The 11,018-nt window shown below is 71.3% G+C and carries 12 protein-coding genes and 3 tRNA genes; 10 read left to right on the top strand and 5 right to left on the bottom strand.

Features of this window, described 5'->3' with window-relative positions; all coding sequences use genetic code 11:
- Positions 1 to 22: 22 nt before the first annotated feature.
- Entirely contained in the window at positions 23 to 1,291 is a 1,269-nt protein-coding gene (locus tag MTQ10_RS21475; RefSeq protein WP_247470831.1) for an APC family permease, read from the bottom strand.
- A 162-nt stretch (positions 1,292 to 1,453) separates the two neighbouring features.
- On the opposite strand from MTQ10_RS21475, the gene MTQ10_RS21470 reads away from it, so the two are divergent.
- The gene (locus MTQ10_RS21470; protein WP_247470829.1) at positions 1,454 to 1,720 is read left to right on the top strand and encodes a GlsB/YeaQ/YmgE family stress response membrane protein; all 267 of its coding nucleotides are present in this window, start codon (positions 1,454 to 1,456) and stop codon (positions 1,718 to 1,720) included.
- A gap of 108 nt (positions 1,721 to 1,828) precedes the next feature.
- Here MTQ10_RS21470 and MTQ10_RS21465 read toward each other — a convergent pair whose 3' ends face one another.
- Positions 1,829 to 2,317: a YajQ family cyclic di-GMP-binding protein gene (locus MTQ10_RS21465; RefSeq protein ID WP_247470826.1), complete on the bottom strand. Its 489-nt coding sequence runs from the start codon at positions 2,315 to 2,317 to the stop codon at positions 1,829 to 1,831.
- A 302-nt stretch (positions 2,318 to 2,619) separates the two neighbouring features.
- On the opposite strand from MTQ10_RS21465, the gene MTQ10_RS21460 reads away from it, so the two are divergent.
- Positions 2,620 to 2,701 (top strand) — tRNA-Tyr (locus tag MTQ10_RS21460).
- Between the two features lie 476 nt (positions 2,702 to 3,177).
- On the opposite strand, the gene MTQ10_RS21455 is transcribed toward MTQ10_RS21460, so the two are convergent.
- The gene (locus MTQ10_RS21455) at positions 3,178 to 3,456 is read right to left on the bottom strand and encodes a hypothetical protein (protein WP_247470823.1); all 279 of its coding nucleotides are present in this window, start codon (positions 3,454 to 3,456) and stop codon (positions 3,178 to 3,180) included.
- Between the two features lie 97 nt (positions 3,457 to 3,553).
- Here MTQ10_RS21455 and MTQ10_RS21450 point away from each other — a divergent pair, with 97 nt between their 5' ends.
- Positions 3,554 to 3,766, top strand: coding sequence for a hypothetical protein (locus MTQ10_RS21450; protein ID WP_247470820.1), 213 nt, complete (start codon positions 3,554 to 3,556; stop codon positions 3,764 to 3,766).
- A gap of 65 nt (positions 3,767 to 3,831) precedes the next feature.
- On the opposite strand, the gene MTQ10_RS21445 is transcribed toward MTQ10_RS21450, so the two are convergent.
- Together MTQ10_RS21445 and MTQ10_RS21440 are read right to left on the bottom strand one after the other, a co-directional pair.
- Complete coding sequence (locus MTQ10_RS21445) at positions 3,832 to 4,485, bottom strand: SDR family oxidoreductase (RefSeq protein ID WP_247470818.1); 654 nt, start codon at positions 4,483 to 4,485, stop codon at positions 3,832 to 3,834.
- A 402-nt stretch (positions 4,486 to 4,887) separates the two neighbouring features.
- Positions 4,888 to 6,156 (bottom strand): amidohydrolase family protein, encoded by a 1,269-nt coding sequence (locus tag MTQ10_RS21440; protein WP_247470814.1) that lies wholly within the window; start codon positions 6,154 to 6,156, stop codon positions 4,888 to 4,890.
- Between the two features lie 760 nt (positions 6,157 to 6,916).
- On the opposite strand from MTQ10_RS21440, the gene MTQ10_RS21435 reads away from it, so the two are divergent.
- The 7 genes from MTQ10_RS21435 (at position 6,917) to MTQ10_RS21405 (ending at position 10,529) form a co-directional block, all read left to right on the top strand.
- Positions 6,917 to 6,989, top strand: a tRNA-Thr gene (locus MTQ10_RS21435).
- Positions 6,990 to 7,035: 46 nt separating this feature from the next.
- A tRNA-Met gene (locus tag MTQ10_RS21430) sits at positions 7,036 to 7,108 on the top strand.
- A gap of 89 nt (positions 7,109 to 7,197) precedes the next feature.
- The gene (gene rpmG / locus MTQ10_RS21425) at positions 7,198 to 7,362 is read left to right on the top strand and encodes a 50S ribosomal protein L33 (RefSeq protein ID WP_003948671.1); all 165 of its coding nucleotides are present in this window, start codon (positions 7,198 to 7,200) and stop codon (positions 7,360 to 7,362) included.
- A gap of 92 nt (positions 7,363 to 7,454) precedes the next feature.
- A complete protein-coding gene (locus MTQ10_RS21420) occupies positions 7,455 to 7,919 on the top strand; it encodes a MaoC family dehydratase N-terminal domain-containing protein (RefSeq protein ID WP_247470811.1) in 465 nt (154 codons plus the stop codon).
- Between the two features lie 8 nt (positions 7,920 to 7,927).
- Entirely contained in the window at positions 7,928 to 8,356 is a 429-nt protein-coding gene (locus tag MTQ10_RS21415) for a MaoC family dehydratase (protein ID WP_247470808.1), read from the top strand.
- Between the two features lie 125 nt (positions 8,357 to 8,481).
- Positions 8,482 to 9,015: a TetR/AcrR family transcriptional regulator gene (locus tag MTQ10_RS21410; protein WP_247470805.1), complete on the top strand. Its 534-nt coding sequence runs from the start codon at positions 8,482 to 8,484 to the stop codon at positions 9,013 to 9,015.
- A gap of 80 nt (positions 9,016 to 9,095) precedes the next feature.
- The gene (locus MTQ10_RS21405; RefSeq protein WP_247470802.1) at positions 9,096 to 10,529 is read left to right on the top strand and encodes a DHA2 family efflux MFS transporter permease subunit; all 1,434 of its coding nucleotides are present in this window, start codon (positions 9,096 to 9,098) and stop codon (positions 10,527 to 10,529) included.
- The last annotated feature ends 489 nt before the right edge of the window (positions 10,530 to 11,018 follow it).

The raw sequence follows: 11,018 nt of genomic DNA, 5'->3' as shown, positions 1-11,018 counted from the left end.
GCCCCCGGACCCCACCGGCCCCCTAGCGGTGCCCGCGCGCCCGTCGCCGCCGGACCGACGCGCGCACGCCGTACGCGACGACACCCGCAGCCACCACGGCCGCGCCCGCAGCCACGGACCCCACGGGAAGGGAGAACGCCAGCGCGACGCACCCGATGAGACCCACCGCCGGACCGACCCGCCGCGCCGGCGCCGCGTCCAGAGTCCACGCCGAGGCGTTGGCGATCGCGTAGTAGACGAGCACACCGAAGGAGGAGAACCCGACAGCGCTCCGCACGTCCACGGTCGCCGCCAGCACGGCCACCACCCCGCCCACCACCAGCTCCGCCCGGTGCGGCACCCGGAACCGCGGATGCACGGACGCCAGCCCCACCGGAAGATGCCCGTCCCGGGCCATGGCCAGCATCGTCCGCGACACCCCCAGCACGAGAGCGAGGAGCGAACCCAGCGAGGCCGCCGCCGCCCCCGCCCGCACCACCGGCACAAGTCCCGGCACCCCCGCGGCCCGCACCGCCTCCGCCAGCGGTGCGCCCACCGCCGAGACCCCGTCGGAACCCAGCACGGAAAGGACAGCCACCGCCACGCACCCATAGACCACCAGGGCGATGCCCAGCGCCAGCGGGATCGCGCGCGGAATCGTGCGCGCCGGATCCCGCACCTCCTCACCGAGCGTCGCGATGCGCGCGTACCCGGCGAACGCGAAGAACAACAGCCCCGCCGCCTGCAGCACGTCGCCCACGCCGTTCCACCCCGCGACGCCCGACCACCCTTCGTCCGACGTACCGGAGGTGAGACACACGACCACCACGCAGGCGAGGACCGCCAGCACCACCGCCACGATCGCCCGCGTCAGCCAGGCCGATTTCTGGATCCCGCCATAGTTCACCGCGGTCAGTGCCACCACCGCCGCGACCGCCACCGCGTGCGCCTGCTCCGGCAGGACGTACACACCCACCGTCAGCGCCATCGCAGCACAGGAGGCCGTCTTGCCGACCACGAACGACCAGCCCGCCGCGTACCCCCAGAACTCCCCGAGACGCTCCCTCCCGTACACATAAGTGCCGCCCGAGGCCGGGTACAGAGCGGCCAGCCGTGCCGAGGACATCGCGTTGCAGTAGGCGACCAGGGCGGCGACCGCCAGCCCGATCAGCAGACCAGGTCCCGCGGCGCGGGCAGCGGGCCCCAGAGCCGCGAAGATGCCGGCGCCGACCATCGAACCGAGTCCGATGACGACGGCATCGCCGACGCCGAGACGGCGCCGCAACTCCCCGGCGGGCGTGGGCGTTGTCATGGCACGCACGCTACTGATCGGCGGAACCGGCAGATGCCCGCCCGGCGTCTTCCTCACCGACAACGCACGAACGTACGCGCGGGTGCGGGGCCGCAGGTCGCCGAGGCAGGATCACAGCTCGGGGACGGTGTCCGCCCCGACGCGGAGGGGCAGGTTCACGGCATGGGCATCATCAGCTGGATCATCCTCGGCCTGCTGGCCGGAGCCATCGCCAAGTTCCTGCTGCCGGGACGCGACCCGGGCGGCTTTGTCGGCACGACCCTCATCGGCATCGCGGGCGCCTTCATCGGCGGCTGGATCTCGGCGCGCTGGCTGGACCACCCGATCAGCAAGGACTTCTACGACGGCGCCACCTGGGCCGCCGCGATCGGCGGCTCGCTTGTCCTGCTGATCGCCTACCGCATCCTCTTCGGCAACTCCCGCGACTGACCCCGGCCGTTCACCGACGGCAGAGACGGACAAGGGGGCGGGCACCCACCACGGGATGCCCGCCCCTCCCGCACCGCGACGACGCACGGACACGTCAGCGGTGACGCCTCAGCGGTAGTTGACGAACTGCATCGCGAAGTCGAACTCCTTGCCCTTCAGCAGGGCGATGACAGCCTGAAGGTCGTCACGGCTCTTCGAGCTGACCCGCAGCTCGTCGCCCTGCACCTGCGCCTTCACACCCTTGGGGCCCTCGTCGCGAATGATCTTCGCCACCTTCTTGGCGTTCTCCTGGGAGATGCCCTCCTTGATCGTGGCGAAGATCTTGTACTCCTTGCCGGACAACTGCGGCTCGCCCGCGTCCAGCGCCTTCAGTGAGATCCCCCGCTTGATCAGCTTGGACTGGAAGACGTCGAGGACAGCCTTCACCCGGTCCTCGGAGTTCGCCTCCATCAGGATCTTGTCTCCGGACCAGGAGATGGAGGCACCCACGCCCTTGAAGTCGTAGCGCTGCGAGATCTCCTTGCCGGCCTGGTTGAGGGCGTTGTCGACCTCCTGCCGCTCGACCTTCGAGACGATGTCGAAACTGGAGTCGGCCATGTGCTGTGGCTCCTTGTATCGGGTGCGGATCGGGTGGGTGTCGGCGTCCGCAGGGGCTGCCGCAGGACCCGGCGTGAACCCCGGGCCCATCCGGACAAGCCTAGGCCCTCTCATTCCCGCCGTGCCGAGGTCACCGCATCCGGCACGCACGACGACACCGCCCCCGTGCACAGCCGGCACCCGTGGCGACACCGTTCCCCGCACGGCGATCAATGGGGTGGCGAAGCACCCCTCGGCATCAGGTATTGTTTACGTCGTTGCCAGGGAGCACCGCCGAAAGACGGTCCCCCAGCAGCACCCCCGGCGGTGTGCCCGAGCGGCCAAAGGGAGCAGACTGTAAATCTGCCGGCTCAGCCTTCCCAGGTTCGAATCCTGGCGCCGCCACACGGGAAACGAGGGGCCCGTGACCTGCGAACGCAGCAGGTCACGGGCCCCTCGTCGTGTGACTGGACGAACTGCGCACCGAAGCGATCGAGCTTCCACGGGTGGAGAGCCTTCTCCACCGGCATGTGGGCGGTACCTCCTGGGACCTGCCGAGAAAGCGGGGCTTCGTCGTCACGCTCTCTGCAGTGGAGGATGTGGGCGGAGAGCACTTCTGTGATCTCCTTGAAGTCCCGTAACTCGACCCGGCCGATGAGTTCGGCCAGGAGTCTGGGAGAGTGCAAGAGCCACTTGCTGCGATGGCTCTTGTCGAGGACCAGGCTGGGGCTGTGGCAGTGCCGCTCCTCGGGGCGCGGGACCGTGCGGTCCCCGTACCGGCCGAGGCGTTCGGCAGGCGTGGCAGCTCCGGCGTTCAGACGTGCCGAGGGCCCGCGGTCTGGGGGATCGCGGGCCCGGCATCGTGCGGGAGCGAGGTGGCGTCACTGGTCGCCGGGCGGTTCCGTGGCTGCCTTCTTCACATCGGCCTCGACCTCGTTCCGGGGCTTGTCCTCGTCCCTGGCGTACTCCGTGACCGACGCCTGCGCGTCCCGCGCCAGGTCGCGCCAAGCCCGCCAGGCGGTCTCGTACGTACCGTGCTGCTCCTGTGTCCAGGGCGCCGTCGTGGGGGCGCCGTAGGTGTCGCGCAGGTTCTGTACGCGCGCGTGCGCCTCGTTGGCCGCACGCTGCTTCTCCACGAGCTCCTCGAAAGTGTGTGCCACATAGGGATGCTATGGAGGACGCGGCAGTTCCGCGCGGTGAGGAGCGGCGCCGCGCTCGAGGCGCAACACGTGTGGCGCACTCGGGCACACTGACCCCATGTCCAGCCGTCGCAGACAGTGCCCGGAATGCCGCCGGGAGATCGCCGTCGTCGCGGGCCGTTACGCCCGGCACGACCCGCCCGGCGCACGCGAGCAAGGCGCGCTGACCTCCTGCCCCGGCTCCCGGCGGCCCGCCCAACTGGGCGCCGTACAGCCCTCCTTGGACGGGTACGTCGTACCGGAGATTCCCGGTCAATTGCCGCTGTTCTGAGCCGCCCTGACGAGGTGTCGAGGCGGGCTCGACGGCCCGCCGAGTGCGGTCGGCGGGCGTGGACCTCAGTTTCCCGCCACCGACTTCACCGCCACCGCGACCGGTGTCGAACCGCTCACCAGCTCCAGAGTCAGGCCGGCCGTCGCCGAGGTGTCCACCAACTCGGCCAGTACGGCAGCCACGTCGTCGCGCGGTACGGGCCCGCGGCCCGTGTGGGCCTCAAGGCGCACCAGCCCCGTGCCCGCGTCGTTCGTCAGCGCACCGGGGCGCAGGATCGTCCAGTCCAGGTCGAGGCCACGCACATGGTCGTCCGCCTCGCCCTTCGCACGCAGGTACACGTCGAAGACGTCGTCGCCCTCGTGCCGCGCGTCCGCGCCCATCGACGACACGATCACGAAACGCCGTACACGCGCGCGTACCGCCGCGTCCGCGAACAGCACCGCCGCGCCCTTGTCCACCGTGTCCTTGCGCGCCACCCCGCTGCCCGGGCCGGCGCCCGCCGCGAAGACGGCCGCGTCGGCGCCCTCCAGGCACGCCGCGACGTCCTCGACCGAGGCCGACTCCAGGTCCAGCAGCACCGGTTCGGCACCGGCCGCTCGCAGGTCGTCGGCCTGTTCCGGCTTGCGGATCAGACCCGCGACCTCGTCTCCCCGTGCGGCGAGCAGACGCTCCAGCCGCAGGGCGATCTGACCATGACCACCAGCGATGACAATGCGCATGTCTTCGACCGTACGCCTGCGTGGGGCTGGGTGCCGGGTGACTTTGTTTCGCGCAGTTCCCCGCGCGCCTTGTTCGTGCCTGGGGCATCGTTTTCACCGGGCGCCCGGTGGGGGGCGTTCGCGCAGTTCCCCGCGCCCCTTCGTCTGGCGGGGCCATCGTCTTCACCTGCGGGCCGGTGGGGGGTTCTCGCGCAGTTCCCCGCGCCCCTTCGTTTGGCGGGGCCATCGTTTCCACCTGCGGGCCGCCGCAGGCATCAGGGGCGCGGGGAACTGCGCGACCAGCCCCCACCGGCCCGCGGTGAACAACGAAACCCCAGGCACCCCCACAGGGGCGCGGGGAACTGCGCGAACGCCCCCCACCGGCCCGCGGTGTACAGCGAGGCGCGGAAACCCCGGCATCGCCTACGACGGTTCCTTCCGGCCCTGCCGCGGCAGCCCCAGTTCCACCGCCGCCGCCGAGTCGCAGAACTCGCGTACGGCGCTGGTACGGGCCACCACCCGTCCCCGGTGGATGACGATCCGGCTGTACGCCAGCGACAGCGCGCCGGACAGTTGATCGCCCCGTACGGCCAGCAGTTCCGCCGGGAAACCTGCCTCCACCCGCACCTCGGGCAGGCCGAGCACCTCCCGCGCGGTCGAGCTCACCGCGTCGTACGCCTCCTCGGGACGCAGGCCCTCGCGGGAGGCGAGGAGGTAGGCCGCCTCCAACGGGTCACCTCGGCCGACAGGGTTGGACACGTCCCGCAGGGCGCCGCTGCCGGCCGCGAGGCGTACACCGGCGGCGCGCAGCAGCCGTACGGGCGCCGTACCGCGCGCTCCGTCGCCGCCGTGCTCCACGGCGCCGCACGTGCCCTGCGGCAGGCACACCACCGCCACCCCGGCAGCGGCGAGCCGGTCGGCCACACGCGCCGCGGCCTCGGCGGGCAGTCGGCCCAGGCCCCCGCACGGGCTGAGCGTCACACCCGGCCGCAGCCCGCCCGCCATCGCCGCCACGCGCGCCAGGCGTGCCGGATCGGCGGCGTCCGTGTGCAGGTCCACTGGGCAGCCGTGCTCGGACGCGATCTCCAGGACGGCCTCGACGTAGCCGGTGGGATCCGGGTCCAGGTCCGGGCAGCCGCCCACCACCGCGGCGCCCATCTTCATCGCGTCCCGCAGCATGGCCAGGCCGTCCGCGCCCGCGACACCGGTCAGCACGCGCGGCATCGCCACCGGCGCCAGCTCCACGAGCCCGTGCAGCGCCCGGCGGGCCTGGAGTACGGCGGCCAGGGAGCCGAGCCCCTGGACGTCGCCCACGCGCACGTGCGGGCGTTGCGCGGTCGCCCCGTGCCCGAGCTGGAGCAGCGCGGCCTCGGTGGCCCGGCGCTGGACATCCTGCGGGGCGTACGAGGCGGGCCCTTCGGAGTCGGCCGACAGGGCGGTGTCGGCGTGCGCGTGCGGCTCGGCGGGGGCCGGCAGGAGGAGATAGCCGCTGAGGTCCACGCGGGACCCGCCACGGGGCGGCGGTCCCGTGAGGCTCCCGGCCGTGCCCACGGCCTCGATACGTCCGCCGACGAGCCGTACGTCCACTCGGCGCCCGTCGGTCAGCCGCGCCCCGCACAGCAGCAAGGAGGTGTCGGCCGGTCCCGAGGGCGGGGGCGTGGCGTGGGGCGGCTGCGGCTGGCTGTCGGGCATCGCGCTCCAGGGGCTCGGGCAGGCCGCGCGCGGCGGCACAAGATCACACAGCGTGTCGAGCGTAGGCCGACGGTCCTCGGCGGGCGCGCAGGAGCGCAATAGTCGTACCGGTGTGGCCCACGCCGGTCGCTCTCCCCGGCCCACGCCGGTCGTCCTCCCCGCGCGGCTGCCCTCTCGCCCACGCGTCCCGCGCCGCGGGCACCGGCGGCGGCAGCGTGCCCACGCGCGTGTGCTCGGGATTCCCGAGGCCTGGCCCTGCCGAGCAGGGGGCAAGCGGCGGCCGGGCGTCCGTGGCGTGACGTGCGCGCCCCGCACCACCGGCCCGGTGGCGACAGCGCCCCCGCATGTGCGTGCCCGCGACTCCGGTGGCGCCGGGCTTCCCGCCCTCACCGGCAGCGTGCGAGCGCGCCCGTCTGCGGACGGTGAGCGAGCTGCCCGCCCCACCAGGTCATCGGCGCCGTGACGCTTGTGGGTGCGGCGCTCCGGTCGCGAGTGCGCGCTGTCGTCTTCGGGGGGAACACGGGCCTGCCCCCGGCTCCTCGCCGTCCGCGGGCGCGCGTGGGCCCCGCCGGCGAGCCCCCGCACGGGAGCCCCGTCAGCGCGAGCCCGCTCGCCTCCGCCCGCCCGCACGCCATGCCCGCCCACCGCCCCGACCAGCGATACGCATGCGGCTCCGGTGATGTGTGTGCAGGGCTCCGGCGGAGGGCTCGGATACGGATTTGGGCGAACGGCGGCGGACCGTGTAATGTCTTCATCGCTCGCCCCAATAGCTCAGTCGGCAGAGCGTCTCCATGGTAAGGAGAAGGTCAACGGTTCGATTCCGTTTTGGGGCTCTGGTGAGAGAGGTTCCCGTCGCAAGACGGGGACTGATCGATCCGCAGCGGTGTAGCTCAGTCGGTAGAGCAAGCGGCTCATAATCGCTGTGTCACCGGTTCAAGTCCGGTCACCGCTACTCTCAGTAGCCGATTGCCGGGTCGGTCCGTCGATCGGCTACTCTTTCTTGCGTTGAATTAGCCTACCCGTTCGTCAAGGAGCACTCACGTGGCTGCCACCGACGTCCGCCCGAAGATCACGCTGGCCTGCGTGGAGTGCAAGGAGCGGAACTACATCACCAAGAAGAACCGGCGGAACAACCCCGACCGGCTCGAAATGAAGAAGCACTGCCCGCGTTGCAACGCGCACACCGCGCACCGCGAGACGCGATAAACACAAGGCTCGTACAGGAGGCCGCCCCCACACTCGGGGGGCGGCCTCGTGTCGTTTCCGTGCAGCATCACAGACCAGGAGGTGCCGGGCCGATGGCGCTCGACCAGTCCTTCGTGGGGCGGACCTACCCGCCCACCGAGCCCTACGAGGTGGGGCGGGAGAAGATCCGCGAGTTCGCGGAGGCCGTGGGGGACGCCAACCCCGCCTACACCGACCCCGAGGCGGCCAAGGCGCTCGGCCACCCCGATGTGATCGCCCCGCCGACCTTTGTGTTCGCGATCACCTTCAAGGCGGCCGGCCAGGTCGTCGAGGACCCTCAGCTGGGCCTGGACTACAGCCGTGTCGTCCACGGCGACCAGAAGTTCTCCTACGTCCGCCCCGTGCGCGCCGGGGACCGGCTCACCGTCACCTCCACCATCGAGGCGATCAAGTCGCTGGCCGGCAACGACATCCTGGACATCCGCGGTGAGGTCCACGACGAGGCGGGCGAGCATGTCGTCACCGCCTGGACCAAGCTGGTCGCCCGTGCGGCGGACTCCGGAGAAGGGGAGGCGTGAGGAATCCCATGACGGCGAAGATCGCTTACGACGATGTCGAGGTCGGCACCGAGCTGCCCGCGCAGTCTTTCCCTGTGACACGCGCCACGCTCGTCCAGTACGCGGGGGCCTCCGGCGACTTCAACCCGATCCACTGGAACGAGAAGTTCGCCAAGGAGGTCGGCCTCCCCGACGTCATCGCGCACGGCATGTTCACCATGGCGGAGGCGATCCGCGTGGTGACGGACTGGGTGGGCGACCCGGGCGCGGTCGTGGAGTACGGCGTGCGCTTCACCAAGCCGGTCGTCGTCCCCAACGACGACAAGGGCGCGGTGATCGAGGTCAGCGGCAAGGTCGCGGCCAAGCTCGACGACAACACCGTCCGCGTGGACCTGACCGCGACCAGCGACGGCCAGAAGGTGCTCGGGATGTCCCGGGCGGTCGTACGGCTCGCCTGAGGCGGGCGCGCGCAGACGGACGTATGTAAGGGGCGCCCTCCCTTGGGGGGCGCTCCTTACTCGTATGTGGCCGGTCGGCCGATACGGGGTTGACTTGGTTAGTGATTGAGTACTAACTTGTTTGCATGGTCAGGATGAGCGCAGAAGAGCGGCGCGAGAGCGTCATCCGGGCGGCGACGACCGAGTTCGCGCGAGGCGGCTACCACGGCACCTCGACCGAGGCCATCGCCAAGCGGGTCGGCGTCTCGCAGCCGTACCTCTTCCGGCTCTTCCCGGGCAAGAAGGCGCTTTTCCTCGCGGTGGCCCAGCGATGTGTCGACGACACGATCCGCACCTTCGAGGAAGCCGCTGAAGGGCTCCAGGGCGACGAGGCCCTGTACGCCATGGGTGAGGCCTACCTCAAGGTCATCGCAGAGCAGCCCGAGCGGCTGATGATGCAGATGCAGATGTATCTCGCCGTGGCCGCCGCCGAGGCGGAGGGCGACACGGAGTTCGGTGAGTCCGTACGGAGCGGGTGGACGCGCATCTGGGACACGGTGCTTCAGTCGCTCGGAGCCGACGTCGAGCGGACGACGGCGTTCATGGCGCAGGGCATGCTGATCAACTGCCTGGTCGCGATGGGATTCCCGCCGGACCACCGGGTGTGGCAAGGGTTCTGAACAGGGAGGGCGGCACAGCCGCCTTTTCTTTCACCCACAAAAGTTAGTCATTGATAACTAACCAGCTCTCTGGGGGAGAGATGACACAGCACACAACACCGCGCGGAACAGCCGTGTGGGCCCTCGTCATCACCGGCGTCGCCGGATTCATGGCGTCCCTCGACAACCTCGTCGTCACCACCGCCCTGCCCTCCATCCGCAAGGACCTCGGCGGAGCCCTGGACGACCTCGAATGGACCGTCAGCGCCTACACACTCACCTTCGCCGTCCTGCTCATGACCGGCGCGGCCCTCGGCGACCGCTTCGGCCGGCGCCGCCTCTTCCAGATCGGCACCGCCGTCTTCACCGCCGCCTCCGCCGCGGCGGCCATGGCACCCGGCATCGGCACCCTCATCGCCGCCCGCGCCGTCCAGGGCGCAGGCGCGGCCGTCATGATGCCGCTCGCCCTCACCCTCCTCACGGCCGCCGTCCCCGTCGCCAAGCGCGGCATGGCCTACGGCATCTGGGGCGCCGTCAACGGCCTCGCCGTCGCCGCCGGACCCCTCATCGGAGGCAGCCTCACCGAGCACATCTCCTGGCACTGGATCTTCTGGCTGAACGTCCCCCTCGGCCTCGCCCTGCTGCCCCTCGCCCGCCTCCGCCTCACCGAGTCCTACGGCGCCGGAACCCGACTCGACCTGACCGGCACCGTCCTCGTCAGCGGCGGCCTCTTCGGCATCGTCTACGGGCTCGTACGCGGCCCCGCCGACGGCTGGACCAGCACGCTCGTCCTCACCGGCCTCTTCGCGGGCACCGCGCTGCTCACCGCGTTCGTCCTGCACGGCACCCGCGCGGCGAACCCCATGCTGCCGATGCGGCTCTTCCGCTCCCGGGCCTTCTCCGGCATCAACGCCGCGAGCATGCTGATGTTCCTCGGCATGTTCGGGTCCATCTTCCTGCTCAGCCAGTACATGCAGGGCGTCCTCGGCTACTCGCCCACCCAGGCGGGACTGCGGATGCTGCCCTGGACCGGCATGCCGATGCTCGTCGCACCGCTCGCCGGCATCCTCTCCGACCGGATCGGCGGACGGCCCGTCGTCGCCACGGGGCTGTTCCTCCAGGCGGCCGGGCTCGGCTGGTTCGCCGCCGTGATCACTGCCGACGCGTCCTACGGCATCCAGCTGCCCGGCCTGATCATCAGCGGCATCGGCATGGCCCTGTTCTTCGCGCCCGCCTCGCACCTCGTCATGTCCAGCGTGCGGCCCGCCGAGGTCGGCATCGCCTCCGGCGCGAACAACGCGCTGCGGGAGGTGGGCGGTGCGCTCGGCATCGCGATCATGTCCTCCATCTTCGCGGCGCAGGGTGGATACGAGTCCGGGCAGGCGTTCGTGGACGGGCTGCGGCCTGCGCTGGTCACCGGGGCGGGGGTTGTGGCGGTGGCCGGAGGTGCGGCGCTGCTGATTCCGCGACGGCGGGTGGTTGAGGCGGGCGGTGCGGTGTCCGCGCCGGAGGCGCGGGAGGTGGTCGTGGGGTGACCTTCGGGTAGCGGTATGCGCAGTTCCCCGCGCCCCTTCTTGGGGGTGCGGGGTTCGTTTTCACCGGGCGCCCGGTGGGGGGCGTTCGCGCAGTTCCCCGCGCCCCTTTTCACCGGGGTGCCGGTGACGCCGCTCTGCGCAGTTCCCCGCGCCCCTTTTGCCACCGGCGTGCCGGTGACGCCCTTGTGCGCAGTTCCCCGCGCCCCTTTCGTTTGGCGGGGGCCATCGTTTCCACCTGCGGGCCGGTGGGGGTGTTCGCGCAGTTCCCCGCGCCCCTTTGGGGGTGCGTGCGGTTTCGTTGTTCACCGCGGCCCGGTGGGGGGCGTTCGCGCAGTTCCCCGCGCCCCTGTGGGGGTGCCTGGGGTTTCGTTGTTCACCGCGGGCCGGTGGGGGCTGGTCGCGCAGTTCCCCGCGCCCCTTGTGTGTGCCTGGGGCATCGTTTTCACCTGCGGGCCGGTGGGGGTGTTCGCGCAGTTCCCCGCGCCCCTG

The organism is Streptomyces sp. XM83C, from assembly GCF_023072675.1.
GTDB lineage: Bacteria > Actinomycetota > Actinomycetes > Streptomycetales > Streptomycetaceae > Streptomyces > Streptomyces thermocoprophilus.
Note: the sequence above shows the minus strand (reverse complement) of the source record. Positions and strands in the feature narration are given on the sequence as shown.

Coding starts and splice junctions, on each gene's coding strand:
- MTQ10_RS21470 (WP_247470829.1), top strand. CDS start 1,454: ATGGGCATCATCAGCTGGATCATCCTCGGCCTGCTGGCCGGAGCCATC.
- MTQ10_RS21440 (WP_247470814.1), bottom strand. CDS start 6,156: ATGCCCGACAGCCAGCCGCAGCCGCCCCACGCCACGCCCCCGCCCTCG.
- MTQ10_RS21405 (WP_247470802.1), top strand. CDS start 9,096: ATGACACAGCACACAACACCGCGCGGAACAGCCGTGTGGGCCCTCGTC.
- MTQ10_RS21475 (WP_247470831.1), bottom strand. CDS start 1,291: ATGACAACGCCCACGCCCGCCGGGGAGTTGCGGCGCCGTCTCGGCGTC.
- MTQ10_RS21410 (WP_247470805.1), top strand. CDS start 8,482: ATGGTCAGGATGAGCGCAGAAGAGCGGCGCGAGAGCGTCATCCGGGCG.
- MTQ10_RS21445 (WP_247470818.1), bottom strand. CDS start 4,485: ATGCGCATTGTCATCGCTGGTGGTCATGGTCAGATCGCCCTGCGGCTG.
- MTQ10_RS21420 (WP_247470811.1), top strand. CDS start 7,455: ATGGCGCTCGACCAGTCCTTCGTGGGGCGGACCTACCCGCCCACCGAG.
- MTQ10_RS21465 (WP_247470826.1), bottom strand. CDS start 2,317: ATGGCCGACTCCAGTTTCGACATCGTCTCGAAGGTCGAGCGGCAGGAG.
- MTQ10_RS21415 (WP_247470808.1), top strand. CDS start 7,928: ATGACGGCGAAGATCGCTTACGACGATGTCGAGGTCGGCACCGAGCTG.
- MTQ10_RS21450 (WP_247470820.1), top strand. CDS start 3,554: ATGTCCAGCCGTCGCAGACAGTGCCCGGAATGCCGCCGGGAGATCGCC.